The following is a 25,934-nucleotide window of genomic DNA, read 5'->3' as shown; positions in this document are numbered from 1 at the left end:
CCCCTTCTTCCCTATGCCTTCCCAAATCGTCGAAATTCTATCAGCACAAGAGTTACGGCGCACTCTCACCCGTATGACCTCCCAAGTGATTGAAAAAGCTCGTGACCTATCTAAACTAGGTTTATTGGGAGTTCAGACCAGAGGCTTTCCCCTGGCGCAGCTGATGGCCCATCAGATTGAATTGCTCGAACAAGAGGAAGTGCCTGTGGGTGCGCTGGACATCACTTTTTATCGAGACGATCTCGATCGCATTGGTTTGCGGACACCTGCTAAAACAGAAATACCGTTCGATATTTCTGGCAAAACTATTGTGCTGGTAGACGATGTAATCTACAAAGGCAGAACAGTTCGCGCCGCACTGAATGCACTCAGCGAGTATGGTAGACCGGAAGCGATTTGGTTGGCTGTATTGGTCGATCGCGGTCATCGGGAATTGCCGATTCACCCGGATTTTACAGGCAAACAGCTACCGACTGCTAAAGAAGAACAAGTTAAGGTTTTTCTCCAAAGTATCGATGGCAGAGACGCTGTAGAGTTAATAAAAGTACCGAACGTTGAACTATAACTTAGAAATTACAAATATTGAACTATGACAGAAACGCAGACCAGAAAAGCAGATCATTTACGTATTTGTCTCGATCGAAATGTGCAATTTAACGAAGTTACTAATGGATTGGAACGGTATCGGTTTATCCATGCTTGTTTGCCAGAATTAAACTATGATGAAATCGATATAAGTACTAATTTTTTGCAGAAAAAAATGGGTGCGCCGCTGCTGATATCTTCCATGACAGGCGGGACGGAAGAGGCAGGAAAAATCAACTATCGTCTGGCGGAAGTAGCCCAATATTACAAAATAGCGATGGGCGTAGGTTCCCAGCGAGTAGCCGTGGAAAATCCGCAAGTGGGAAAAACTTTTGCTGTCCGAAGTATCGCCCCAGATATTCTGCTATTTGCCAACTTGGGTGCGGTGCAACTAAACTATAAATATGGCGTAGAACAATGCCTGCGCGTAATTGATTTATTAGAAGCAAACGCGCTAATTCTACATCTCAATCCGTTACAGGAGTGCGTGCAAACCAAGGGAGACACAAATTTCCGAGGATTGCTGGAAAAAATTGCTATACTGTGCAAAAAACTACCAGTGCCAGTGATAGCGAAAGAAGTAGGTAATGGGATTTCAGCTGCGATGGCTCAGAAGTTAATCGATGTCGGTGTTGCTGCTATTGATGTCGCTGGCGCGGGAGGAACTTCGTGGGCGAAGGTGGAGAGCGAACGGGCAACAGATGCTCAGCAACGACGTTTAGGAGCAACGTTTGCAGATTGGGGAATGCCCACTGCTGAATGTGTAGAAACTATTCGTGCGATCGCGCCAAATATACCCCTGATCGCCTCTGGGGGACTGCGTAATGGTTTGGAAACTGCCAAAGCGATCGCGCTGGGTGCTGACATCGCCGGGATGGCATGGCCATTTCTGCAAGCAGCGGCGGAATCGGAAGAAGCCTTGCACGCCTTAGTGAAAGTGTTAATAGCAGAAATTACGACGGTACTATTTTGTACGGGTAACGCAACGCTATCTGACCTAAAAAACTCTGGAGCTTTGCAGAAGTTACCGATTAGCTAACAAAAGACGAATAATTAAATTAACCATTAGGAATTACCAAACAATATGCGGGATTTCATTAAACACACTTTTGCTACTTTATTAGGTTTATTAATTTTCTTTGGTTTGGGAACGGGCGGACTAATTATTCTGCTTATTTCTGCCGCAACCAGAGATACGGGGCCACAAGTAAAAGATAAGTCAGTATTGGTTTTTGATATGTCTGTGCGAATCACGGACACAAATCCTTCTTCCGGGACAGGAGAGTTAATTCAAAAAGCCGTATCGGGAGAAGATGACCGCGAAAGGATTACTTTACGCACCGTGCTGGATGCGATCGACACTGCCACCAAAGATAAACGTATAATAGCCATTTACTTGGATGCCAGCGGCGAATCAGAAGGTGCGGTGGGAGGTTTTGCAACGCTCAAAGAAGTGCGGCAAGCACTCTCAAGATTCAAAGCATCTGGTAAAAAGATTATCGCCTACAACGTTGGCTGGGATGAACCGAGTTATTATCTAGCCTCAGTAGCAGACAGCATCGTTGTCCATCCATTAGGTATGATGGAACTGAACGGCCTGCGATCGGAAACTATGTTCTTGGCAGGAGCGTTTCAAAAATACGGTGTTGGCGTGCAAGTAATCCGAGTTGGTAAATACAAATCCGCCGTCGAACCATTTGTCTTAAAACAGTTAAGTGCGGAAAATCGCCAACAAATTCAAAAATTGTTAAGCGATATTTGGGGCGAATTTCGCGCTACAGTTGGGAAAAGCCGCAAGTTAACTCCCCAAAAAGTTCAGGCGATCGCAGATAGTCAAGGTTTGTTGATGCCAGAACAGGCTCGCAAAAATGGTCTAGTGGATAAAGTCGCTTATTTAGATGAGGTAGTATCCGACCTCAAGAAGTTAACTGGCAATAATAAAGATGAAAAAACATTCCGACAGATTAGCCTGAGTACCTATGCCAGAGTCGCGGATAAATCTGTAGGGGAAAACCGTCAATCTCAAAATAAAATTGCCGTTGTCTACGCCGAAGGCGAAATCGTTAACGGAGAAGGTAGCATCAGACAAGTGGGAGGCGATCGCTTAGCCAGACAACTGCGCCAGATGCGAATGGATGAGGACGTAAAAGCTGTAGTTTTGCGGGTTAACAGTCCTGGCGGTAGTGCCACGGCGTCTGAGATAATTCAGCGAGAAGTGAGACTCATTCGTCAGCAAAAACCGGTGATAGTTTCGATGGGAGATGTCGCCGCTTCTGGTGGATATTGGATTTCCACTTATGCTAACCGGATTTTTGCCGAACCCAACACGATCACAGGTTCGATCGGCGTTTTTGGACTTTTGTTGAACGTCCAAAAACTGGCTAACGACAATGGTGTCACGTGGGATGTGGTAAAAACTGGTAAATATGCTGACGCTCAAACTATTTCCCGTCCCAAGACACCTCAAGAATTGGCTATTTACCAAGGGTCTGTCAATCGCATTTACTTTCAATTTATAGATAAAGTGGCAAAATCGCGCAAGCTGCCGCCTGCGAAAGTCCAAGAAATTGCCCAAGGGCGAGTTTGGTCGGGTTTGGCGGCGAAGCAAATTGGTTTAGTTGATGATATTGGTGGTTTAGATAATGCGATTAAATTTGCTGCTAAGGAAGCAAAGCTTGGTAATGATTGGGAATTACAACAATATCCCAGAAGTCGCAGTCTCGAAGAACGCCTTTTGCGAAATTTACTCAGCAGTACCCAGAACGCTAGCGAAAATACTCCAAAAGCTAAACAGTTTGACCCGCTGACGCTCACTTACGATCGACTGCGGGAAGATCTGAGTATTCTGGGCACTCTCAACGATCCTTTTGACATTTATGCCCGTTTGCCTTTTAACGTTCGGATTGATTAGGGGCTAGGGGCAGAGTGGGAGAGCGGGGGAGCGGGGGAGCGGGGAATGGAAGAATTTATATGTTCCCTTTTCCCTCTTCCCTTTTCCCTCTTCGCTAACCCCTAGCCCCTAATCCCTAGCCCCTAGCCCTAGTCCCTCTTCGCTAACCCCTAGCCCCTAATCCCTAGCCCCTAGCCCTAGTCCCTAATTAAATAAGCACATCGCCGATCGCCCTGCAAACTATGTTCTACCCGTTCGATGGAAACTTGCTTGCCCAGAAGGGCTTTAAAGACTTCCAATTCGCAACGACACAACAGCTGGCAGCTAGCGGCGGCAGTACGGATGGGACAGTGGTTTTCCACCAATAGCATAGAACCGTCTGGCTGGTCGATCGCTTCTGCCATGTAGCCTTCTCGATTTCGCAGACAAGCGATCGCCGCCACTTTTCCCCGCCAGTCTTTCGCCTGCGGAAATTCTGATAAACAGGCTGCGTAGGTTTGCATCTGCCTTTGCGTCCGTTCTGCCAGCAACTTTTCCAGTCCAGGCGTCCCAAAAACTGCTTCCACTCCCCGTAGCAAGTCAAGCATCAAGTCAGCGTGACTATCTGGAAAGTGGGTGGTAGAGCGATCGGTTAGCTGCCAAAGTTTGACGGGACGCCCCTGGGGACGTCGCTCTTCTTGATACGTTACCCACCGATCTGCTTGTAATGCTTGTAAATGCTGGCGTATAGCCATCGGAGACACCTGTAGCTGCTCGGCCAGAACGGTAGCTGTCTGCGGGCCGCGCATTTTTAAGAGATACAGGATTTGATTTTTGGACTTTTGTTGCTCCTCCATGCTGCTCAACTTAGGCTCAATGGGCCTTAATTATCTGTAAAATGGTTTTCTGCTGAAGTATATTTACATTTGTTAAGGAAGTGGCGATCGCATTTATCGGTTTTGTGGGCAGAATAAGGTAGGTCTTATTCCTTAAACAGTTACAAATTTTGCATCTATCTATGGATAGAAAAAACAATCGCCCTACCGACAGAAAATTCAATCGCTTCTTCCTATACATTGTGGCTTGCAGCGCCATCGGTGTGGTACTGGGAGGCACTGCCAGCTGGGCAGAAAGCAATCAGTGCTGGCAAGCGGAAACGCCCACCAGCCAATGCTTAACCCAAGATCCCGTCCTGAAAACGATTCAGGGGATGAGTACAGGTTTGATTGCTGGGGCAGGAGCTGCGATCGCTGCCACCTGGCAAATGAACCGGGAGGAGTGATCGGAAAGGGGTTAGGGCGTCGGGATTAAGCGAAGATAGGAACTGTAGGGACAGGGCATTAGAAAATAATGCAGGTCATCGAAAGTTTTAATGATGCTGTGTCCCGATAAAAATATTCGCGGTCAAAATCAGCCTTCCACCCCTGTCCTTATATGGAAAATCCTTCTAAGTTATTACTTAAACTCAGTCGGCGTCTGTTTGAAGACTCAACTGTACAAGAAAAATTCATCGAAGCATTAGTTCATCCTCAACCTTTTGCCCCTTGCATTGTTTGGTGTCGAGAAAAACCGGACACTATACCTTTTGCGGTGGAAACGCCGACGTCGTGGCAACCGAAATTTGTCGATCGCCTATTATTAGGCAGCAAACCAGGCCAACATCCTCTTCACGAACAAGGCTATTATTATTGTTTAGATTTTTCTTCTGTGTTTGCAGCTTCTAGCTTATTTGCTATTTCTTCACCTGTGCATTTACTATTTGATATTTGTGCGTCACCAGGCGGAAAAACTATATTTTCCTGGAAAGCTTTATCGCCTAAATTAATCATTGCTAATGAAGTAATTGGCAAACGGCTGGGAATGCTTATTTCTAATTTAAAACGCTGTCGTGTATCTCCATTAAACGTTTTAAATAAAGATTCTAGCATTCTCGCACAGCAATTACCTAGAACTAGCAATTTAGTAATTGTCGATGCGCCTTGCACCGGGCAATCTTTGCTAGCTAAGGGAGATAAAGCCCCTGGATGCTTTCACGAAGCAGCGATTAATAAAAGTGCAAACAGACAAAAGAGAATCATCGCCAACTCCGCTCAAATCGTTGCACCGCAAGGCTATTTAGCTTACATGACTTGCACCTATTCACCAGAAGAGAATGAGCGAGTTTGTGAGTGGTTTATGAAAAAATTTCCCCAGTTTCAGCCAGTGCAAATTCCCCATTTAGCGGCCTTGCAATCGCACTTGACAAATATGCCTTGCTATCGTATATGGCCGCAAGAACGCTTAGGTGCTGGTGCCTTCACAATGTTGTTTCAAAATACGGAAGAAGGAGAAGCCGATCGGCTGAAAGAAGATGCTTTAGAAAATATGAGTATTCTATGCACTCCAGGTGATAACTTAGTCTAAAAATCGATAGCTAATAGTCTGTTTTAGCTATGGAGCTTGCAGGAAATATTCTATTTGGATCGCTGTGGTGCGCTACTAGCTGTCGATGGCGCTAGAAACAAAGGACGATCGGAACAGAGGCACCATGAACAATTTTTTTATTGCTGCTTTCAAACTAAGTGCAGTTATCTTCGGAACAGTTCTATTGCTAGGGGGTAACGCTCTAACGGCTGAAGAAGTTAAGGTTGAGGCGGATGCTGACCAAAAGAATGGAGATTTAACCAAGATCGGTTTTCCGGAATTTGCGAAGCAAGATTTACAGCAGAAGCGTCCTTTGTCTAGAGTGACTTCTGTTTCTCAGCTCGAAGATGTGCAGCCAACAGACTGGGCTTTTCAAGCTTTGCAGTCTTTGATCGATCGCTATGGCGTGATTGCGGGCTATCCGGACGGGACGTTTCGGGGTAATCGCGCGATGACGCGCTACGAATTCGCAGCAGCGCTGAATGCCGCTTTGGGTAGAATCAAAGAGCTAATAGATGCAGGGTTGGCAAATCAAGTAAGGGAAGAAGATTTAGGAACATTGCAGCGTTTGCAAGCGGATTTTGCTCCAGAACTGGCAACTGTGGCTACGAGACTTGACAGGCTCGACGCACGCACCGCACGGCTGGAGGCAAGTCAATTTTCCACGACGACAAAGCTAAGCGGACTTGTGAGCCTAAGTATAACTGGGGCAACTGCTGCTGGGGATGTGAAAGTGGAGAGGATCGATCGGGAAGATGTTTTTAGTGGGGCTGGGCGGGGAGCGGATGGGAAGCCGATCGTCAGCAGGGTTACGGACGATCCTAACGTGACTTTCAGTCAAATTACCGGCTTGTTTCTCACCACTTCTTTTACGGGTAAAGATTCACTGGGAATCACTTTAGCGGCGGGAAATGCTAACTCGCCTGCCAACGTTTATACTTCGGCAGGTTTGTACAACACGTTTGGTGTTCCCAGTTCCGATTTTACTCCGAGTGCGATCGCTAACGATCTGGTTGTGGCAGAGCTGGGATACACCTTCCCGGTGAATGATTCTGTGCAAGTGGTAGTGAGTCCGCAGTTATTTTGGGTGCGCTACTTTGACACCAATACTTTTACAAATATCTTTGGTAAGGGTGCCAGCGGCTTTAACTCTTTTGGCAGCACTTTGGTACAAGATTTGGGACGCACTAGCGGTGCTGTATTGCTTTGGCGTTTTAATGAAGAGTTTGAGCTTCGTCTCGGTTATGCTAGCAACGCCAGCGCATCTGACCCAAGCAGAGGCTTATTTAATGGTAACCGTGCCGCCACTGCACAGTTGACTTATTCGCCTAACTCGAATATCAATCTGCGACTGCTGTACGATCGTTCCAGAACTCTCCCAGTTGACGGACAAATTGGAATTAAACCGATCGTCGGGATAGCAGATGACGGATTTGGCGGCGACTTGGAAGACGCCACAAGTAATGTTTTTGGGATCAATTTCGATTGGTTGGTTACTCCTAAGTTTGGTGTGTTCGGGCGTTATTTCTACGCGAATACCCACTTAAACCCCGCGACAGATAGTGTGGAAAGCGGCGATTTGAGGGCGCAGTCGTTTCAAGTTGGTTTGGCTTTTCCCGATCTCGGTAAAAGAGGAGCGTTGGCGACTTTATCCTATGTAATACCGTTTGATGTTTTGGCAGGGCGTCGATTCCTCGTGTCTGGAGGGGGCGATGGTGGTATGCAGTTCGACATCGAAGCTAGTTACTATTATCCCCTCACCGATAATATTGCCCTTATCCCAAGCTTTTACGTGATTGAAAACGCCAATAACTTTAATGACAACCCGGCTATCTTCGTAGGGGCTGTGCGAACGCAGTTTAGCTTCTAGAACAGCTTGGTGTATTCCCTATGGACGATGAGAAACCGGGTTTCTTTCGTTGCGACAACCCAAAGAAACCGGGTTTCTGGGATTACAGTGCTTAGCGGTTAGCGGTGTTTCTACGATCCTAACTGGTAAATTGTATTTGCCATATTTTAAAATTTGATGTTATAATAAGTATATACACGTATAAATTGTCAAAATAATGTTCTTCAGCAATATATACTCATAAGATAATTTAATAAACGGCTAGCAAATGAGTCATTTTACGTAAAAATACGGTTAGAGGAGTATAAAAAATATGAAACTGAAAATTATCGTCAGTACAGCGCTCGTCAGCACAATGCTAGGTTTAAGTACGATCGCAAAAGCTGAAAATCCCCCACAGGTTCAACAGTTGCTGCAAACCAAACAAGGCGCGGGACTGAATTTAACAGGCGTGAACCTCAGCGGTGCTGACTTAGGAAATGCGGATCTTCGCGGTGCTAATCTTAACGGTGCCAATCTGACTCGCGCCAACCTCAGCGGTGCTAACCTCAACGGCGCTAACCTCAGCGAAGCCAAACTCAACGGTGCCAACCTGAATGGTGCAAATCTATCAGTAGCTAATTTGGTTAATGCCACCTTTAATGAAGCTACTTTAGTTGGGGCTAATTTAAATGTAGCGAACCTCAAAGGAGCCGATTTGATTGGTGCTGATTTGAGGGAAGCCGATTTGTTCAGAGCAAATTTGAGTGCGGCAAACCTCAGAGGTGCAAACCTATTTAAAACAAATCTCAATGCGGCTAACTTGTTTGGCGCTAACTTGTACGGTGTGAGAGGTGCGAACTTGACGAATGCAGCCGGTGTAACTCGTTAATTGTAAAACGGGTGTTTTAACCAGGATTTAATTGCAACATATTTGTAGGGTGCGTTAGCTTTCAGGTTAACGCACCCTACTGTATTTTCATAAACTTTTGGCATGAGGCTAAGGGTTTTCACGTTTGCGTAAGTAAGTAGGTGGGCATAATTAAACATAGGGTGGGCAGTGCCCACCCTATGTTTAATTATCTTTGCTTTATTTACACTGACTTACTTACTTAGTCGCTTACTGGCAAAAATTAAGTATTTTCTTGGTTGCATATTTTTTTTATTCGACAATCGCTATTTATTATTTTTGCAAATTAAAATTAACCAAAAAATTATTTATTCCCTGGTAACAGAGGGGTAATATTGGGAACAATAAAATATAAGACCTGCTAGGTAAAAAGGAAAAAAATATGAAAATCACAATTTTAGTCAGTCTAGCACTACCGATCGCCATAAGTTTCGTCCCGGCGGTTAAAGCCGAAAACCCCGCTGATGTTAAGCGTTTGTTGGAAACTAAGCAATGTCAAGGTTGCGATCTCAGTGGCGCGAACTTGCTGGGTGCAGATCTCAGTAAAGCGGACTTGAGAGGCGCAAACTTAAGCGGCGCTAGGTTGGGAGGAGCGAACTTGTTTGCTGCTAATTTAGCTAATACTAATCTAATAAATGCTAACTTGATTAATGCTAACTTGTTTAATGCAGAACTGGTGGGTGCAAACCTGAATAATGCTGACTTGAGTAATGCTAATATCAGTTCTGTAAACTTGAGCAATGCGAATTTAAATAATGCGAATTTAAGTAATGCAAATTTAGGCATCTCAAACTTGATAGGTGCCAATTTAAATAATGCGAATTTGAGCGGTGCTAATTTGATGGATGCCAATATGAATGGAGTCAGTTTGCATCAAGCTAACCTGGTGGGTGTGAATATGAATGTTGTTAATTCGCCAAAATCTAATTTGACGGGCGCAAGCCGTGTTAACTGGTCTGAGGTAACGGGCGAAAGGAAGTCCGAGGCGCGATAGCTGTGTATTTTTTGCTTGTTTGGGTGCATCCGATCGCATTTGCAGTTACTAAACCTTTACTTGTATGTAAAGGTTTATGTTTATATATTTAAATATGTATTAAAAAGTAAAAAATTAGAACGATCGCTTGACAAGTAGCATTTTATAATTTTTAGGTTATTTAAGTACAAAAAAACTGGTTTGCTGGACATCAACTTATTGACAAAATCATAAAATATGCCTAAAGTTTACCAAAGGTAAACAGCAAGTCAAAATCTAAGGAAATGTGCCATGCTGCTATCACCCCAAGAAAAAGATAAACTGTTGATTTTTACTGCTGCTCTGCTGGCAGAAAGACGTAAGGCAAAAGGGTTAAAATTAAATTATCCGGAAGCTGTGGCGTATATTTCTGCTGCGATCTTAGAAGGTGCAAGGGAAGGAAAAACTGTCAGCGAGTTAATGAGCGAAGGTAAACAAATTTTGAAAAGAGATGAGGTCATGGATGGCATAGCGGAAATGATTCATGAAGTGCAGGTAGAAGCGACTTTTCCAGATGGAACAAAATTAGTAACTGTACACAATCCGATTGGGGATTAGGTAAGTTGTAAATTTTTATTAACGAACCGCGTTAGCGAAGCGATTCGCGATAGAGAATTAGAAGCGAAAAGCGCGAAGGAAGGAAAAGCAATGATACCTGGAGAAATAATTGCTAAAGCAGGTGAAATTGAGTTAAATGCAGGGCGAAGAACGATTGAAATAGAGGTAGTTAATAAAGGCGATCGACCAATTCAAGTGGGTTCTCATTTCCATTTTTATGAAGTTAACGAGGCGCTAGAATTCGATCGGGAACAAACCAAAGGAATGCGCTTAAATATTGCTGCGGGAACAGCGGTAAGATTTGAAGCTGACGGGACAAAGAAAACAGTTGAATTAGTTGAATTTGCTGGTACGCGGGAGATTTATGGTTTTAATGCGAAAGTGAATGGAGCCTTGAGGTAAAGTCAAGCAAGACAAGGGATTTTAGCTATGCAAAAATCAGCAGCTAGATTGGGAGTTGGCGGGCCAGTAGGCAGCGGTAAAACTGCTTTATTAGAAAGTATAATTCCGATGTTGATGGAGAAAGGTATTGAAGTAGCAGTTGTCGCTAATGACTTATTAACTACTGAAGATGCAGAACGGTTGAAACGCGGCGGATTTTTGCACCCAGAACGTATTGTAGGAGTGGAAACGGGTAGCTGTCCTCATACAGCAATTCGGGAAGACCCTAGCATGAATTTGCTGGCAATCAAAGATTTGGAATTGCTTTATCCCGAATTGGATTTAATCTTTGTAGAAAGCGGGGGTGACAATCTTGCTTCCAGTTTCAGTTACGATTTAGTAGATTCCTATATCTTTGTGATTGATGTAGGTGCTGGCGATGATATTCCCCGCAAAAAAGGGCCAGGTTTCGTACAAGCAGACTTGGTAGTGATCAACAAAATTGATATCGCTCCTTATGTCGGCGCAGACTTAGAATTAATCCGCAAAGAAGCTCCTTTATACCGTCGAGGTAAACCGATCGCATACACTAATTGTAAAACAAAAGAGGGATTAAATGAAGTGGTTAATTTTATTATGGAGACTGTTCTATTTCGCAGCGCCACTGCAAAAGTAAGTTAATGTTTTATAATATAATTCTTGGGAAATGCTGAAAAATAGGATTTTTTAACCACAGATATCCACAGATGAACACAGATGAACACAGATGAACACAGATTGAGACACAGCCTTCCCGCAGGGTACAAAAATGAATTTGATGATATATCTGGAGATTGTCAAAAGATTTATTAAACCTTAGCGTCCCTTTGCGTTTACCTTTGCGTCCTTTGCGTTAAAAAAAGATCCAATTGAAAACCCTCAACCAAACAAAAAACTTAGAACTAAAACTCAAGTCCGATCGCAGCGATCGGACTTCCATCATCCATCAGCATACAGCATATCCCTTCCGCCTTTCTCCCACATTTCGCCTTGATACTGCCGATCCTAAATCTGCTTATATATATATGATGAGTGCATCTCCAGGGTTACTCGCCGGAGATGAATTAAATATATCGTTGCAATTAGCAAATAATACCAGTCTTTACCTCACAGATCAAGCAGCTACTAATGTTCATTCTATATCTATACCGGACACAAAAGCCATAACTAATTATGAAATTGAAATAGGAGAAAGCGCAGCTTTAGAATTTGTCCCAGAACCGCTGATTTTATTTAAAGATTCTGCATTGCAGCAAACTACTCGCATCAAAATTCATCCAACAGGCAATCTATTTTTAAGCGAAATAATTGTACCGGGAAGATTGGCAAGAGAAGAAATTTACGATTTTCACTATTATTGCAATCGCTTGGAAGTAAGTTCGACTGAAGGAGAATTATGGTTTACCGATGCAATGCGCTTAGAAGGAAAACTCAATCCTTTCAAAAATAGCGATATCTTCGCTAGTGCGCCTATTTTGGGAAATGCGATCGCACTACTACCCAAAGCAAATTTAGAATTATTAAGGGAAGCTGTAGAAGACTTAGAAATTGCCAAATGTTCTGATATAGTTGTAGCTAGTTCTATATTACCGCAAAGTAAAGGTTTGCTGATTAGAGCTATCGCCAAGAGTACCCACGAACTGAAAAAATACCAAAAATATACCTTAAACTGCGTGCGCCGTTTTGGCGATCGATCTCCTTTACCCCACATTCCCAAATGACAGAACTGGCAGAAATTTATTTAGGTAATTTGGCAGAGAATGCGACGCTATCCGAACGGATAGAAAAAGCGCGTCAGTCAGAAGGTTTTTTGGAAGTGGATATTACGGAAGTTGATAGTCGCAAAGGTCGAATTTATGCTCGTTCTAATTCTGGTATAGATGTGGGAATTGTCAAAAGTCGAGATTGGTTATTGCGGGAAGGAGATGTGTTAGAAACCGCACAGGGAAAGTTGGTGCTGATTCATCTGCGATCGCAAAAAGTCTTGGTAATTACTTTCTCGGAAAAAATATCGAATTTTCCCATAAAATTAATCCATCTAGGTCATGTTTTGGGCAATCATCATTGGCCGATAATTGTGCAGGATAATAAAATTTACGTAGAATTAATAACAGACGCCGAAGTAGTAGAATCAACTATTCGCGATTTTCATATTCCCGGTTTGCAGCTAGAATATGAATTGCGATCGCCTCACGAACACCTCTCATTTTCCCAACATTCCGAACACCATCACCACTCATGAACAAAGCTGCATCTACCATCGCCCAACAACTCGCTTTAATGCAGTTATCCGATTCTTTTTTTCCATCGGGTTCTTTTACATTATCGCACGGATTGGAATCTTTGGTACAAGAAAATAAATTGCGATCGCCAATTGATTTACAAACTTTTCTGCGGTTGCTTTTACGTAACAAAGTAGGGCCAACAGATGTGGTAGCATTAATCCATGCTTATCGGGGAAGTGCGATCGGTGACTTAGAAGCAGTTCGCCAAGCAGATGCCCAATTATTTGCCCAAACTTTAATCGAAAAAACTCGCGAAACTCAGCGCAAAAGCGGACGCGCCTTACTTGCGATCGCTACTTCCACTTGGCAAGATTCCCAATTAGAAATTCTCGAAAAAGATGTAGCAAAAGGAGAAATAAATTGCTTGCATCCAATTATATTTGCTGTAGTGGGAAGGGTAGCCAATTTGAGCGAACGAAATACAGTACTCGCTTTTTTACATAGTTTTGTTACAGGTTTATTAGGGGCAGCAATTCGATTAAGTGTTATCGGACACATACAAGCACAAAAAGTTCTGCTAAATTTAGCAACGGATATCGAAGAAACCTATCAAAATGCTACTTCTTTAAAGCTGAGTGAAATGTGGTCTTGTACGCCTGCGATCGATCTTGCCCAAATGCGACATCAAAAATTAACTCACAGGTTGTTTGCTAGTTAATAATAAACTATCCATTACCTCATAGTACAGCCATAAAATCAAATTTAACCCAATAAACATAACAATAAATCTTAAAAACATCTGTGTTTATCTGTGTTCATCTGTGGATATCTGTGGTTAAAAAAATCTTCCCCGATCGCTTTTCCGATAAACTATTATAAGCCTTATTTAAAAAGCAAAATAAATTCGCAGGAGAACAAAATATGGCCAATAGAATGAATCGACAAGCATATGCCGCCATGTTTGGCCCAACCGTGGGCGATCGCATTCGTCTTGCGGACACGGAATTATTCATAGAAGTCGAAGAAGACCGCACTACTTACAATGGCACACTTTACGGTGAAGAAGTTAAATTTGGCGGCGGTAAAGTAATTCGAGATGGCATGGGACAATCCCCAATTACTAATGCTGCTGGCGCGGTAGATACGGTAATTACTAATGCTTTGATTCTCGATTGGTGGGGCATCGTCAAAGCAGATATCGGTATCAAAGATGGTAAGATTTACAAAATTGGAAAAGCAGGCAATCCTTACACTCAAGATAATATAGATATTATCATCGGGCCTGGTACTGAGGTAATAGCTGGAGAAGGCAAAATTCTCACTGCTGGGGGAATTGATTCTCACATTCACTTTATTTGTCCGCAGCAAATTGAAACTGCCCTTGCCTCCGGTATTACTACTATGATTGGCGGCGGAACTGGCCCCGCTACAGGCACTAACGCGACTACTTGTACTCCTGGCCCTTGGCACATTTACCGGATGTTACAAGCAGCTGATGCCTTTCCGATTAATTTAGGTTTTTTGGGAAAAGGTAATGCCAGCAAACAGGAAGGATTAATCGAACAAATCGAAGCTGGTGCAATGGGATTAAAGCTGCATGAAGATTGGGGAACTACACCTGCTGCGATCGATACTTGTCTTTCCGTTGCCGATTTATACGACGTACAAGTAGCAATTCACACCGATACTTTAAACGAAGCTGGATTTGTAGAAAATACGATCGCAGCTTTTAAAGACCGCGTTATTCACACATTCCATACCGAAGGTGCAGGCGGCGGTCACGCACCCGATATCGTCAAAGTTTGCAGTTATTCAAATGTTTTACCTTCTTCTACCAATCCCACCCGTCCCTACACGATCAATACCTTAGACGAACATCTCGATATGTTGATGGTGTGCCATCACCTCGATAAAAATATTCCCGAAGATATCGCTTTTGCTAATTCGAGAATTCGTCCCCAAACTATTGCCGCTGAAGATATTTTACACGATATCGGTGCGATAAGTATGATGTCTTCTGATTCTCAAGCAATGGGAAGAGTAGGCGAAGTAATTATTCGCAGTTGGCAAACCGCCCATAAGATGAAAGTGCAAAGGGGAATCTTACAATCTGCTGGCGAAGTTAGTCAAGATAACGATAATTTTCGCGCCAAAAGATACATCGCTAAATATACCATTAATCCGGCGATCGCACACGGTATTGCTAATTATGTCGGTTCCGTGGAAGAAGGTAAATTGGCAGACTTGTGTTTGTGGAAACCAGCATTTTTCGGTGTGAAACCAGAAATGGTAATTAAAGGAGGTGCGATCGCATGGGCGCAAATGGGCGATGCTAATGCCAGTATTCCCACTCCCGAACCGGTGCATATGCGCCCAATGTTTGGTAGTTTTGGCGGCGCAATCGGGGCAACTTCTATTACTTTTCTTTCCCAAGTTGCCTTAGAAAAAGATATTCCCAAACAACTCGGTTTAACATCTCGCATCAGGGCAGTTGCCAATACCAGAAATATCAGTAAAGCAGATATGAAACACAACAGCGCCACCCCAAAAATTGAAGTCGATCCTGATAAATACGAAGTTAGGGCAAATGGGGAATTATTAACTTGCGAGCCTGCGAAAGTTTTACCGATGGCGCAGCGTTATTTCTTGTTTTAATTCAGTTTTACTACCCAGATCCCCGACTTCTTCAAGAAGTCGGGGATCTAGAGAAGCATTTCAATAACTTCGCGCAGATTCTCTTGTAACTCTTCGAGAGTTTCTCCCTGCGAATGCGCTCCGGGAAATCCAGGAACATAGCCAACATAGAGCTTTGTATCAGGATCTCTCTCGACGATAGCTGTGAAAATTTTGATAAGTTTAGCTTTCATATATTAACCCTTTTAAAAATTGTAGGTTGGGTTGATGCCAGGAAACCCAACCTACGAAAACCGCAGTTTTATGCTAAGCCTGAAGCTGCCGTTGGGTGCAGCAAAGTGTTATACCTGCGCTTTTGAACATGAACCTTCGGAGGGAAGTTGGGCTTCCACAATAATCTGTTTGAAACCTCTGTCTTTAAGAACTTGGTTAAGTAGATTTTCAACAGTCTTTTGAACGCGATCGCTAGCTGTCTTTATCAGCCAACTTTGACAAGCAGCATCCTCAACTTTTTTGAGGGCTTCACGTTGGGCTTGCGCTTGCAAGTTAACAACGTCAGGACCCCATCCTAAAAGACCTCGGTCATAGGAATAAACACTAGAGTGTTCCAGATTAAGCTTACTGTCAAGAATTTTCAGCGGAGGTAAAGTTACAGTAATTTTCTCTCCTTCAACCTGCACATTATCCGTCTGAAACTCCTTTAAGTCAACTCCAACTCGGACATTACCGTGAGCGATATAGAGCAACTTACTCTGCGCTATCATCCCTTTTTCACTTACAGGTACCACAGCATCCATTTCAAACATGGCTGTAGTCAATTCACTTACGTCTCTAACTTGACGCACTATCAGCGAACCTGGATCGATTATCTTTTCTGACCCGCTTCTTGAGTGATAAATTTGGTAACCCAGCCACAACACAAGGATAAACAAAAGCAGAACAATCCCGACTAACACTTTATTAAGTAAATTCGAGGCTTTAATTAAGCTAGCTGTCATACGTCATCTCCATTTTGAACAACTATCCTTTCGGCCAGTCCAAAGGTAGTATTCCCAATTCTGAGGTATAAAGCACACACCCTGGCAAGTACTAGGCCACAACAGTTTATCATCGGTAGTAGAAGGTCAGTCTAAATAGACTATTCAATTGCGATGTCCAATTTGCAACTTGACTGGGATCGCCCTGTCAAAATCAGTTCACAAGTCTCGGAACACATTTTACGGGTGCGAATCGTACCAAAGAGCGATCGCACACTGAAAACCTCCCAGTCTAATCGCTAAAATTCATGTTTGAATTCATAAATCAATTTAAGCTATGACAATAAGTTTTGCGATCGGACGCAAAAGCGATAGTTTCAACCGCTGACCCCCCTACGAATGTGCTACGAATATTCAGAAACCCGGTTTCTCCAAGAAACCGGGTTTCTATAAGTTAACTCGTTACGACACTTGCTTTAACCAAATATCGACATCAACTGCCAATTTTTTAGCCAACCGCAACAGAGGACGAAGTTGGGATAACTCCCAACGACAAACTCCTTCGTTTTCTGGCTTCCAATTAACATCAACCACTAAGCACTGCGGCACTATATACTTGTGCAAGCAGTAGCAAAATACTTCTTGGGCTCGCTCCATAGATAAGCCGAGATTGAGGTTATTGCCTACATCGATCGTCCGTTCGATCCGTTCCACATCGGTTTCCAAAGTAGCTGGGTTGCTGTCGTGCAACAAATGCCAAAGCGCCTTCAAAATCAACCGCTCTAAAGTTTGCTTACCTTCGCGGATATTCAGCTTGCAGCGCATATTTTTGGCTTCTGTCGCGATCGCTTCCAATTCTGCCAGCTCGCCCAAACCCAAATGCGCTTCACCAGTTGACAAATCGCTCAATTCGTGTTCCAATTCCCGCAAAGCGATCCTCGCCCGATTACTCAGCGCAATATCGGCGGCAACTTGCAACTCTTGCGGTACGGGCAGCTCATCCCGGTGGAACGCCATCAAAACACCGAAATTATCCCGATAAACTTGAGTATAAAGTTGATCCAGACGAGTCAGTGTTTCCTTACTCAACAGCTCCATGATCCGGTGCCGTTCCTCAGCAAACAAGTTCTGCAAGCTAAAACTTTGATCGCCAAACACTTGGCTCATCGCCAGAATAGTTTGTGCCGCACTAGCTTGTTGCAAAGCCTCAAACAGCTGCTCTTTCAACTGCGTGTAAGCGCGACGACTGGTGAAAGGTTGAATGCAGCAGTGGAAATCCCAACCGCCCAAATGCAAAACGGCAAAGACCAGATGCACGCTTTCCCAGGTAATTTCCGACACCATCCGCACTTGCCCTACAGCCAGAGTCAGGGGCCCCATGCTTTGCATCTGGTAATCTAGCCGATGCGCGGAGTAACAATAAACGCGAGTTTCGTGGGAGTAATTGGTGAACAGGGAAGTAATCGCGTAGTGCGCTGCCACTTGCTTAAAGCTAACTTGGGCAGATACTACCAGTTGCCGATAAATTTCCGCACCATTTTGGAAACGATCTATATTGCTGGGAGCGAGGGCAAGGCGTTGGAGAAACTCTTTTTCTAACTGTACGCCACCAACTTCGCCAGCCAATTCCAAAGCGCGGGCGGCATAGCGGAGAATCTGCACGCCTTCCGGACGGGAGAGTTCTTCAAAAAACCAACCGCAACTGGTGTACATCAGCAAGGCGTGGCGCTGCATTTCCAGCAGGCGCAAGGCGTCTACTTGTTCTGCGGGGTTGAGTTGCTGCGATCGATGACGCGCCAAAAATTGCTCAACGTTAGCAGGAGTGCGATCGCGTATCACCTGGATATACTCATCTCGCGCCAACCAAGGATCGGCGAAAAACTTCGGCCCACTTTCTTCGTAAACCTCAATTAATCGATCGCGCAACCAATCCAGCGCTTCTCGCAAAGGACGCCGCCACTTCAAATGCCAACCGCCACCAGCACCGCAACCGCAGTCATCTTGCCAGCGATTGACCCCGTGGGAACAACTCCAAGCTGTGACTGGTTTCAATTCTACTTCCCAACTCGGCGGATTCAGGCTGAGGTAATGGGCATAATTAGTCACCGTCCAACCGCGCCGGGGAAATTCTTCTGTGAAAGCGTAGGCGAGACACTTTTCTTTACCGTGCTTGTGATGTCCGAAAGTTTCTCCATCCGTGGCGACGGAAATTAATTGAGCGGGACGCTTATCGCCATGTATCGCCATCCCCAATCGCCCTGAGAAGTTATGGGAACTGTTGAGAACTTCGCCAAATCCCATATCCCGCGAGATGGGGCCATCGTAGAAAAAGATATCGATGTATCTATCAGTACCCGGTAGGAAACAGCGATAGGGGCGGGTGGGATCGATTTGCGAGCCTGCCACTTCGATCCAATCACTTTCTTTTTGATGTTGTTGTGGCGCTGGCAAGCTACTGATGGTGGTAGATAGGAGGTCTGTGCTGACAAGAGAGATCTCAGTACTGGCAGACATTTCATCTGTCCGACGGGGAGCGGTGATGGGGCGACAGCGTTGCGCTTGCGAGGGTGCCAGTACAATGAAGCGAATTTCCTCATCAATCAGCGCTTCTATAGTTTCGCAGTCCACGGCTGTTTCTGCCAGCCACATTCCTTCGGGATCGCGACCGAAGCGAGAGCGGAAATCTTCTTTGCCCCAGCGAATTTGGGTGTGTTTGTCTCGCTTGTTGGCGAGTGGCATGATGATGTGGTTATAAACTTGGGCGATCGCATTCCCGTGTCCGTTGAGGCGTTCGCCACTCTTGCGATCGGCTTCCAAAATCCGCTGATAAACCTCCACATCGTAGCGTTCCAGCCACGACATCAGCGTCGGCCCAATGTTAAAGCTCATGTACTCGTAGTTATTGACGATCCCCACCAGTTCGCCGCGATCGTTCAATATCCGCGCAAACGCATTTGGGCGATAGCACTCGTGGTGAATGCGCTCGTTCCAATCGTGGAAAGGAGCGGCGCTAGGCTGACGTTCGATCGCATCCAGGTAAGGGTTCTCACGGGGAGGCTGGTAGAAATGCCCGTGGACGGTGACGAAAACGCCCGTACTCTGAAGGCGATCGCTCTGTTGCTCCTCTTGAGGCGTAATCGGCGCAATGCTTGTGGATTTTACGTCCTCAACGGAAACCGATATATCAGCAAATGCAGTCATAATTCACTTTTGTTGGCAACGATAAACTTACAGACAGCCTTCCCACTGGCTCAAACAATATCCAAGCCAGCTAAGTCGGTTCAATTATTGATGGGGATCGAAATTATCAGTTGGTGTGATGTTACTGATGAGGAATTATCCGCGCCGCCAAGCTTGATATCAAAACAAAAAACATCTACCAAGCGAGGGGTTTTCTTGCAGTTTTCTCGATGTTAACTACAAAATCTCAGCTATTGGAAGGGTCATTTAACGTAATTTAACGAAAGTTGAGCGATCGCAGTACCGATCGCTGCAAAATATTTAACAAAATCAACACTACTTAATTTATCTGCTTAAAAATACGAATCAAGGTATTTTTGCCTCTCTGCACAAAACCTGCGAAGCGAGTATTCTAGAGTCTGACGATTACCGCACCGTCTGGAAAGGATGCGTTTCAACCCCAGGCGGGACTCAACGAGAAACACACGCATAATTTGATGCTGAACAAAGACAATATATTCCTGGCCTTATTGCTTTTCATTCCGATTTCGATCGCCGGACACTTCCTGCATTGGGGATCGCTAACTGTGTTCATCACATCGGCACTGGCGATCGTACCCCTCGCTGCTTGGATGGGTACTGCAACCGAAGAAATCGCCGTAGTCCTTGGCCCATCGCTGGGAGGGCTTCTCAACGCCACCTTCGGCAACGCCACAGAACTGATTATCGGTCTTGTCGCCCTCAACGCCGGCTTGATCGATGTAGTCAAAGCTAGCATCACCGGTTCGATTATCGGTAACTTATTGCTAGTGATGGGACTTTCTATGTTTTTAGGAGGTCTGCGTTACAAAGAGCAAGAATTTCAGCCGGTAGTCGCTCGCACGAATGCTTCTGCGATGAACTTAGCTGTCATCGCTATGTTACTTCCCACAGCCGTGAACTATACCTCTACAGGGGTAGCAGAAGACGCGATCCAGCATCTTTCTGACTGGGTGGCGATCGTGCTAATCCTAGTTTACGGCCTGACTCTGCTGTTTTCGATGAAAACCCACTCGTATCTCTACGATGCAGGTTTGGCAGAATTGGAGCCAGAAGAATTAGCAGAAGCAAATCTTGCCCCCGATGAACCCGCGCAACACGAAGTAAATGTGTGGTTGTGGTCGGGAGTACTGCTAGCTTGCACTTTGATGGTGGCGATCGAGTCGGAATTGTTAGTAGATACTCTAGAAGAAGCAACATCCCGTTTGGGGCTAACAGCTTTATTTACTGGGGTAATTTTGGTTCCAATTATCGGTAACGCCGCCGAACACGCTACCGCCGTTACTGTGGCGATGAAAAATAAAATGGATCTTTCCGTTTCCGTAGCAGTGGGTTCTAGTTTGCAAATCGCTTTGTTTGTTGCACCCTTTTTAGTTCTGGCTGGTTGGGTGCTGCACAAACCTATGGATTTAAATTTTAATCCCTTTGAATTGGTGGCAGTTACTGTGGCGGTGTTGATTGCCAATTCGATTAGTTCCGATGGCCAATCTAATTGGCTGGAAGGCACACTCCTATTAGCAGCCTATACAGTTTTGGGGATAGCTTTCTACTTCCATCCCGTCATCGAAGGCATTGGCTGAAAATCACCCATTTGGGTACTGTATCTACATAGCAGGCAAGATTAATTTGGAATGGTGAGCATCGTTTTTACCAATGCTGTCCGCGTCTAGAGTATTTCCTACTACATCGCGATGCTAACAAACACGATGCTAATAAACACGATCTAACCTCCTAGTCATGGCTAAATATTTTAGCGATCGCCCGCCACCCATCGAGCGATCGCTATTTTTTATAAATAGGGGCTGTCAAAAGTCAAAAGTCAAAAGTCAAAAGTCAAAAGTCAAAAGTCAAAATTAGGAATTTTTTCGCAATATCTCGTTCTCCCACTCCTCCACTCTTTTACTCCCTTCCCGCCGTAAGATGATCGATCGCAAGTTACCTCTTGTTCTTTTCTCCCCCACTCTCCCGCTCCCCCACTCCCCCCAAAGGATACATATTCTTTGAGCGGGAAAGGAGTAAATGAGTACATCACTGACTCGAAATCTGCTGTAAATCACCCTGCTTGGGTACTGTCGCAGCATCGCAGATAACATTACATTGAAATTGTTGAAACGCAAATTCATAGAGCAACAACCATGCAAGCTACTACCCAATCTGCAACTGCCAGTATCAATATGCCAGAACTTCGTCTCGGTTCTAAAGGTGAGGCTGTCCGATTTCTGCAAAAGCTGCTGATCCGTTATGGCTATTATACTGGGTCATTTGACGCTCAGTTCGGCTCCCGCACAAAGCAAGCTGTAGAAAATTTCCAAATTACCTACAACTCCAGTCCAAATCCCAGCACTGTGTTGCTTATCGATGGAGTTGTAGAGAAAAACACTTGGCGTGCTATTAGCGAGTTACTCTAATTACACGCAAAGAGTTCAGCAACGAAAATCGTTAGAAAGTTTGACTGTAGGGTGGGCAGTGCCCACCCTACAAATTATTTTTGCTTTATTTACGCGCAAAATTAGCATATTTAAACATCAGTTAGTCTGAAGCTTGACGTTCAAACTTTTCAGTTTTTCTGTTAACCAAAGTTCAAAAATTTCATTTTGTAGTGTTTCCCGAAGCTGACTGTTTGCTAAGGAAGCTGGCAGAAATACTTCGACTCGAAACAAACACCAATTTCCCTCAATTTCAAATGGCCCGATCGACTCACCGGGATTGGCAGAATCAACAGCTGCTCTGAGGGTATCTGGCAATACTCCGCGACTGACTGGGCCCATAATACCATTGAGAATGCGATCCTCCGTAATCGAATATTCTCTGGCTAGCTTCTCAAAACTCGCTCCTGCTTGGATTTGGCTGTACAGGCTTTCCGCAAGTTCGCGGTCTTTAACAACAATGCGATAAAGGAAAACTCGATCGAGAAAAATTTGGCGCTGGCGGAAGTATTCTTCTAGTTGTGGCTGTGTAATCGCGTTTTTTAGCTTTTCTAGCTTCAAAGTAAAAGCTATTTGTTGATGAAAAGAGAGGTAATCAATGTTATTGTTAGCCAGCCATTCCTCAAAACGATGCAGTTCTGTCAGCTGACGCTGCAATCGAAAATTAATTATTGCTTGCTCGACTAGCGTTTGCTCAACCGTGATGTCCGATCGCGTTTCCAGTTCTCGATCTAAAATATGTCGGCGGAGAATATCGCCGATGAAAGACTGTAGTTTTCCAGACATCTGCAAATATTGGATCGCTTGTGCTAGAGAAATCGGTTGCTCGTCAACAGTCAAGAATGGTTGAGATGTCATGAAAAAACCACTTTGTTAGATTTATCCATACATATTATCTTCTGACTGATGCGATCGCTGCCAAAAGAAACCCGGTTTCTGGCCTTGAGACGCAGTTGAGTGTTAGTTCGATGGAATAAACAGTAATAACACTGAATTTTTCATGTTTTCAAAGTGATATTATATGCCAAATATTTACGTAATATTTAAAGTAAAATTTAACCAAAAGCTTACCAAAACTAACTTTAACTACACGATCGCTCTTCTGTAGAAGAGTTATTTATGCTACTATCTAAGTAATATCACCCATTTGGGTACTGACACAGCTTGGGACTCAGTATTATCTTGGAGATGTTAAAGCAAAGTTCTGCGAACAAAACCATGCAATCTGTAATAAAGCTAGAAACCAAGAGCGCTCAACTAAGCCCCACAGAGACTCTGCCGGTTCTGCGTTACGGTAGCTACGGGGATGCCGTCAAAATTGTACAGCGACTCCTTTTTACTCTGAACTACTACAGCAATGTCATTAATGGAGTGTACGGCTTACGGACAGAGGCGGCGGTAAAATCTTTCCAAAAAGATAACGGGTTGGTGGTTAACGGCATTGTTGACAGCAAAACTTGGTTAGGGTTAAGTCGTATATCTTGTTGAGGAATAACTGCTGGGCGGTGAAGCTGTCCCTACAACTATACCTGGAGAGCGTTGAATGTAATAGGGCGATCGCATTAATGTTGCAGTAAGCCATTGTGGCGGATTGCTTATTTGGTTAGCATCGTTACAGGCTAACTGTGTAAACTAGAGTAATCTAAGCGCCGTGAGTTATTGCCTAAATCCCGATTGTCCAAAACCTACAGATCCGTTGAATATTCCCAATCGTATTTGTCGTCACTGCGGTTGGGAAATATTATTGCAAGAGCGCTATCGAGTTATACGTCAACTGGGGCAAGGTGGATTTAGCAAAACCTTTGAGGTGTTGGATAGAACAACACCAAAAGTTCTCAAAGTGTTGTTTAACAACCATCCCAAGGCTGTTTCCCTGTTTCGGCGAGAAGCAGAGATTTTAAGTTTGCTAGACCATCCCGGTATTCCCAAAGTCGATCGCGACGCCTATTTTCTTACTTTACCCAGAAACAATCAACAGCCGCTGCACTGCTTGGTGATGGAAAAAATTGACGGCTGTAACTTAGAAGAATGGCTTTTAGCTAGGAACTATCAACCAATTACCCAAGCGCAAGCAGTTGACTGGTTAAAACAGTTGGTAATTATCTTGGAGCGGGTACATCAGCAAGAGTATTTTCATCGAGATATCAAACCATCTAACATTATGTTGCGCTCCGACCATGCTCCCCTTAGTAAGGGAGGTTGGGGCGATTTGGTATTAATTGATTTTGGCACTGCTAGAGAAATTTCAGGAACTTACTTGGCAAAAGTCGGTGGCGGACAAAATGTTACGGGAATTATATCTACAGGCTATACACCCCTGGAACAAGTAAATGGCAAAGCAGTACCTCAATCTGATTTTTTTGCTTTAGGCAGAACTTTAGTTTATTTGCTCACAGGTAAACCTCCCAACGACTTTCCGGAAGATCCCCGCACTGGTGAATTGTTGTGGCGAAAAAGTGCCCCCCAAGTAACAAAACCAGTAGCAGATTTTATTGATTACTTGATGGCTCCTTTTCCGGGTAACCGCCCTTCAAGTACGCAAATAATTTTCCAGTATATTGAAAATATTGAGCGCCATTTATCGACAAGTAACATCGGCACCGTAGCTAGAGGTATTCAAACTAACTTACCGGAAGTATCCCAGCAAATACCTTTACCAAAAATTAAAAAAACGCGATATAAAAAGCTACCAAAGTTCGCTACTGAATTTCTGGCAGTTAATGCGACTTTGCTGCTGGGGTTTACAGGCACTCAAATTTATGATTACTTCAGCACAAACTCACCTGATTGGAGCTACCAAAGAAGGCCAAAGCGCTCAGAAGAATCCCATTCAGCAGTGGCAGCAGAAAAGCAATCTAATCCTCTAGTTATTACTTCAAATGCAAATAATGCTATTAAAAATAACCTGGCAGAAACGTACCTATCTAACCCTTATAACACATTGTTGGGGCATTTAAGCAGGGTAAATGGAATCGCGTTCAGTCCTGATGGAGAAATTCTTGCCAGCGGTAGCGGTGATAGCACCATCAAATTATGGGATATAAGCACTGGTAAACAAATCAGAACTTTGTGGGGTCATTTAAGCGGAGTAAGTGCGATCGCATTCAGTCCCGATGGGCAAACTTTAGCTAGCGCCAGCGCCGACAATACTATTAAATTGTGGGACGTTAGTACGGGTAAGCTGCTGCATACCCTTATCGGTCATTCTGGTTGGGTGTCTTCTGTCGCATTCAGTCCCGACGGACAAACTATTGCTAGCGGTAGTTACGACCATACCATTAAAATTTGGGATGCCAAAACGGGTGAGTTGCGCCAAACTCTCATCGGTCATTATTCCTGGGTATTTGCTGTTGCTTTCAGCCCGGATGGACAGACTATTGCTAGTGGCAGTTTTGATAATACTATTAAACTTTGGAACCCGCTCTCCGGTCAGCAAAAGCAAACTTTAACCGGACACTCTTTACGAGTGCGATCGCTTGCTTTTAGTCCTGATGGAAATCTTCTCGTCAGCGGTACGGGAGAAGGTACGATCGAACTGTGGAATGTGATGACCGGTCAAATCGAAAACACTCTCACCGGACATGAAGATGCGGTGACTGCGATCGCATTTAGTCCCGATGGCAAGAAAATCGCCAGCAGTGGCGACTCAAATATCAAAATTTGGGATGTCACTACTGGTATATTGCTTGACAACCTAAGCGGACATTTAGATACAGTTGATGCCGTTGCTTTTAGTCCCCAGAACCTGATTCTCGCCAGTGGTAGCAATGACAATACAATCAAAATTTGGCCGCTTTCCCAACTGCAAACAGGGAAATTTTAGATTTGAAATTTCAAATTCAACTTAAATCTGAAATTTCAAATCTCC

At 44.3% G+C, this 25,934-nt stretch carries 24 protein-coding genes; 19 read left to right on the top strand and 5 right to left on the bottom strand.

Going from position 1 to position 25,934, the window contains the following annotated elements; genetic code table 11:
* Positions 1-13: 13 nt before the first annotated feature.
* From pyrR to sppA, 3 genes are read left to right on the top strand one after another with little or no spacing between them, the layout of a single operon-like run.
* A complete protein-coding gene (pyrR, locus tag H6G03_RS24245) occupies positions 14-565 on the top strand; it encodes a bifunctional pyr operon transcriptional regulator/uracil phosphoribosyltransferase PyrR (protein WP_190469794.1) in 552 nt (183 codons plus the stop codon).
* 24 nt (positions 566-589) lie between these two features.
* Complete coding sequence (gene fni / locus H6G03_RS24240) at positions 590-1,624, top strand: type 2 isopentenyl-diphosphate Delta-isomerase (protein WP_190469791.1); 1,035 nt, start codon at positions 590-592, stop codon at positions 1,622-1,624.
* Between the two features lie 45 nt (positions 1,625-1,669).
* Positions 1,670-3,496 (top strand): signal peptide peptidase SppA, encoded by a 1,827-nt coding sequence (sppA, locus tag H6G03_RS24235; RefSeq protein WP_190469789.1) that lies wholly within the window; start codon positions 1,670-1,672, stop codon positions 3,494-3,496.
* A gap of 176 nt (positions 3,497-3,672) precedes the next feature.
* Here sppA and H6G03_RS24230 read toward each other — a convergent pair whose 3' ends face one another.
* Positions 3,673-4,311, bottom strand: a complete 639-nt coding sequence (locus H6G03_RS24230; RefSeq protein WP_190469786.1) for a helix-turn-helix transcriptional regulator — start codon at positions 4,309-4,311, stop codon at positions 3,673-3,675.
* A gap of 161 nt (positions 4,312-4,472) precedes the next feature.
* Here H6G03_RS24230 and H6G03_RS24225 point away from each other — a divergent pair, with 161 nt between their 5' ends.
* The 12 genes from H6G03_RS24225 to ureC all read left to right on the top strand — a co-directional run bounded on the left by H6G03_RS24225 (position 4,473) and on the right by ureC (position 15,465).
* Positions 4,473-4,736 (top strand): hypothetical protein, encoded by a 264-nt coding sequence (locus H6G03_RS24225; protein WP_190469783.1) that lies wholly within the window; start codon positions 4,473-4,475, stop codon positions 4,734-4,736.
* Positions 4,737-4,888: 152 nt separating this feature from the next.
* Positions 4,889-5,857 carry an RsmB/NOP family class I SAM-dependent RNA methyltransferase gene (locus tag H6G03_RS24220; protein ID WP_190469781.1) on the top strand — a complete coding sequence of 323 codons (969 nt, stop codon included), beginning with the start codon at positions 4,889-4,891 and terminating at the stop codon, positions 5,855-5,857.
* A 124-nt stretch (positions 5,858-5,981) separates the two neighbouring features.
* Positions 5,982-7,727 (top strand): iron uptake porin, encoded by a 1,746-nt coding sequence (locus H6G03_RS24215; RefSeq protein ID WP_242060458.1) that lies wholly within the window; start codon positions 5,982-5,984, stop codon positions 7,725-7,727.
* 292 nt (positions 7,728-8,019) lie between these two features.
* Positions 8,020-8,577, top strand: coding sequence for a pentapeptide repeat-containing protein (locus tag H6G03_RS24210; protein WP_190469775.1), 558 nt, complete (start codon positions 8,020-8,022; stop codon positions 8,575-8,577).
* A 400-nt stretch (positions 8,578-8,977) separates the two neighbouring features.
* Entirely contained in the window at positions 8,978-9,589 is a 612-nt protein-coding gene (locus H6G03_RS24205; protein ID WP_190469773.1) for a pentapeptide repeat-containing protein, read from the top strand.
* 270 nt (positions 9,590-9,859) lie between these two features.
* Positions 9,860-10,165: an urease subunit gamma gene (gene ureA, locus H6G03_RS24200; RefSeq protein WP_190469770.1), complete on the top strand. Its 306-nt coding sequence runs from the start codon at positions 9,860-9,862 to the stop codon at positions 10,163-10,165.
* Positions 10,166-10,255: 90 nt separating this feature from the next.
* Positions 10,256-10,567, top strand: a complete 312-nt coding sequence (locus H6G03_RS24195) for an urease subunit beta (protein ID WP_190469767.1) — start codon at positions 10,256-10,258, stop codon at positions 10,565-10,567.
* 27 nt (positions 10,568-10,594) lie between these two features.
* Positions 10,595-11,227: an urease accessory protein UreG gene (gene ureG, locus H6G03_RS24190; RefSeq protein ID WP_190469764.1), complete on the top strand. Its 633-nt coding sequence runs from the start codon at positions 10,595-10,597 to the stop codon at positions 11,225-11,227.
* 227 nt (positions 11,228-11,454) lie between these two features.
* A complete protein-coding gene (locus tag H6G03_RS24185; protein WP_199315456.1) occupies positions 11,455-12,306 on the top strand; it encodes an urease accessory protein UreD in 852 nt (283 codons plus the stop codon).
* Positions 12,303-12,827: an urease accessory protein UreE gene (locus H6G03_RS24180; protein WP_190469761.1), complete on the top strand. Its 525-nt coding sequence runs from the start codon at positions 12,303-12,305 to the stop codon at positions 12,825-12,827. Before H6G03_RS24185 ends, H6G03_RS24180 begins: the two co-directional genes overlap by 4 nt.
* On the top strand, positions 12,824-13,528 hold the full coding sequence (locus H6G03_RS24175) for an urease accessory protein UreF (protein ID WP_190469756.1): 705 nt from the start codon (positions 12,824-12,826) through the stop codon (positions 13,526-13,528). Before H6G03_RS24180 ends, H6G03_RS24175 begins: the two co-directional genes overlap by 4 nt.
* A gap of 203 nt (positions 13,529-13,731) precedes the next feature.
* Positions 13,732-15,465 (top strand): urease subunit alpha, encoded by a 1,734-nt coding sequence (ureC, locus tag H6G03_RS24170; protein ID WP_190469753.1) that lies wholly within the window; start codon positions 13,732-13,734, stop codon positions 15,463-15,465.
* 47 nt (positions 15,466-15,512) lie between these two features.
* Here the strand turns inward: ureC and H6G03_RS24165 are convergent, their stop codons facing one another.
* The 3 genes from H6G03_RS24165 to H6G03_RS24155 all read right to left on the bottom strand — a co-directional run bounded on the left by H6G03_RS24165 (position 15,513) and on the right by H6G03_RS24155 (position 19,622).
* Positions 15,513-15,662 carry a type II toxin-antitoxin system HicB family antitoxin gene (locus H6G03_RS24165; RefSeq protein ID WP_190469804.1) on the bottom strand — a complete coding sequence of 50 codons (150 nt, stop codon included), beginning with the start codon at positions 15,660-15,662 and terminating at the stop codon, positions 15,513-15,515.
* 123 nt (positions 15,663-15,785) lie between these two features.
* Positions 15,786-16,442: a DUF4230 domain-containing protein gene (locus tag H6G03_RS24160; protein WP_190469750.1), complete on the bottom strand. Its 657-nt coding sequence runs from the start codon at positions 16,440-16,442 to the stop codon at positions 15,786-15,788.
* A gap of 441 nt (positions 16,443-16,883) precedes the next feature.
* Positions 16,884-19,622: a DUF3536 domain-containing protein gene (locus tag H6G03_RS24155; protein WP_190469748.1), complete on the bottom strand. Its 2,739-nt coding sequence runs from the start codon at positions 19,620-19,622 to the stop codon at positions 16,884-16,886.
* 476 nt (positions 19,623-20,098) lie between these two features.
* On the opposite strand from H6G03_RS24155, the gene cax reads away from it, so the two are divergent.
* Both cax and H6G03_RS24145 read left to right on the top strand, forming a co-directional pair.
* The gene (gene cax / locus H6G03_RS24150; RefSeq protein WP_190469745.1) at positions 20,099-21,220 is read left to right on the top strand and encodes a calcium/proton exchanger; all 1,122 of its coding nucleotides are present in this window, start codon (positions 20,099-20,101) and stop codon (positions 21,218-21,220) included.
* Between the two features lie 555 nt (positions 21,221-21,775).
* Positions 21,776-22,048, top strand: coding sequence for a peptidoglycan-binding domain-containing protein (locus tag H6G03_RS24145; RefSeq protein WP_190469743.1), 273 nt, complete (start codon positions 21,776-21,778; stop codon positions 22,046-22,048).
* Between the two features lie 117 nt (positions 22,049-22,165).
* Here H6G03_RS24145 and H6G03_RS24140 read toward each other — a convergent pair whose 3' ends face one another.
* The gene (locus H6G03_RS24140; protein ID WP_190469740.1) at positions 22,166-22,924 is read right to left on the bottom strand and encodes a foldase protein PrsA; all 759 of its coding nucleotides are present in this window, start codon (positions 22,922-22,924) and stop codon (positions 22,166-22,168) included.
* 360 nt (positions 22,925-23,284) lie between these two features.
* Between H6G03_RS24140 and H6G03_RS24135 the strand changes: the two genes are divergently transcribed.
* Positions 23,285-23,554: a peptidoglycan-binding domain-containing protein gene (locus H6G03_RS24135; RefSeq protein WP_190469737.1), complete on the top strand. Its 270-nt coding sequence runs from the start codon at positions 23,285-23,287 to the stop codon at positions 23,552-23,554.
* A 163-nt stretch (positions 23,555-23,717) separates the two neighbouring features.
* Positions 23,718-25,889 (top strand): WD40 domain-containing protein, encoded by a 2,172-nt coding sequence (locus H6G03_RS24130; protein ID WP_190469735.1) that lies wholly within the window; start codon positions 23,718-23,720, stop codon positions 25,887-25,889.
* Positions 25,890-25,934 lie beyond the last annotated feature (45 nt).

This window comes from Aerosakkonema funiforme FACHB-1375 (genome assembly GCF_014696265.1).
GTDB lineage: Bacteria > Cyanobacteriota > Cyanobacteriia > Cyanobacteriales > Aerosakkonemataceae > Aerosakkonema > Aerosakkonema funiforme_A.
This window is presented reverse-complemented; position numbering and strand designations above follow the sequence as displayed.

Coding starts and splice junctions, on each gene's coding strand:
- pyrR (WP_190469794.1), top strand. CDS start 14: ATGCCTTCCCAAATCGTCGAAATTCTATCAGCACAAGAGTTACGGCGC.
- fni (WP_190469791.1), top strand. CDS start 590: ATGACAGAAACGCAGACCAGAAAAGCAGATCATTTACGTATTTGTCTC.
- sppA (WP_190469789.1), top strand. CDS start 1,670: ATGCGGGATTTCATTAAACACACTTTTGCTACTTTATTAGGTTTATTA.
- H6G03_RS24230 (WP_190469786.1), bottom strand. CDS start 4,311: ATGGAGGAGCAACAAAAGTCCAAAAATCAAATCCTGTATCTCTTAAAA.
- H6G03_RS24225 (WP_190469783.1), top strand. CDS start 4,473: ATGGATAGAAAAAACAATCGCCCTACCGACAGAAAATTCAATCGCTTC.
- H6G03_RS24220 (WP_190469781.1), top strand. CDS start 4,889: ATGGAAAATCCTTCTAAGTTATTACTTAAACTCAGTCGGCGTCTGTTT.
- H6G03_RS24215 (WP_242060458.1), top strand. CDS start 5,982: ATGAACAATTTTTTTATTGCTGCTTTCAAACTAAGTGCAGTTATCTTC.
- H6G03_RS24210 (WP_190469775.1), top strand. CDS start 8,020: ATGAAACTGAAAATTATCGTCAGTACAGCGCTCGTCAGCACAATGCTA.
- H6G03_RS24205 (WP_190469773.1), top strand. CDS start 8,978: ATGAAAATCACAATTTTAGTCAGTCTAGCACTACCGATCGCCATAAGT.
- ureA (WP_190469770.1), top strand. CDS start 9,860: ATGCTGCTATCACCCCAAGAAAAAGATAAACTGTTGATTTTTACTGCT.
- H6G03_RS24195 (WP_190469767.1), top strand. CDS start 10,256: ATGATACCTGGAGAAATAATTGCTAAAGCAGGTGAAATTGAGTTAAAT.
- ureG (WP_190469764.1), top strand. CDS start 10,595: ATGCAAAAATCAGCAGCTAGATTGGGAGTTGGCGGGCCAGTAGGCAGC.
- H6G03_RS24180 (WP_190469761.1), top strand. CDS start 12,303: ATGACAGAACTGGCAGAAATTTATTTAGGTAATTTGGCAGAGAATGCG.
- H6G03_RS24175 (WP_190469756.1), top strand. CDS start 12,824: ATGAACAAAGCTGCATCTACCATCGCCCAACAACTCGCTTTAATGCAG.
- ureC (WP_190469753.1), top strand. CDS start 13,732: ATGGCCAATAGAATGAATCGACAAGCATATGCCGCCATGTTTGGCCCA.
- H6G03_RS24160 (WP_190469750.1), bottom strand. CDS start 16,442: ATGACAGCTAGCTTAATTAAAGCCTCGAATTTACTTAATAAAGTGTTA.
- H6G03_RS24155 (WP_190469748.1), bottom strand. CDS start 19,622: ATGACTGCATTTGCTGATATATCGGTTTCCGTTGAGGACGTAAAATCC.
- cax (WP_190469745.1), top strand. CDS start 20,099: ATGCTGAACAAAGACAATATATTCCTGGCCTTATTGCTTTTCATTCCG.
- H6G03_RS24145 (WP_190469743.1), top strand. CDS start 21,776: ATGCAAGCTACTACCCAATCTGCAACTGCCAGTATCAATATGCCAGAA.
- H6G03_RS24140 (WP_190469740.1), bottom strand. CDS start 22,924: ATGACATCTCAACCATTCTTGACTGTTGACGAGCAACCGATTTCTCTA.
- H6G03_RS24135 (WP_190469737.1), top strand. CDS start 23,285: ATGCAATCTGTAATAAAGCTAGAAACCAAGAGCGCTCAACTAAGCCCC.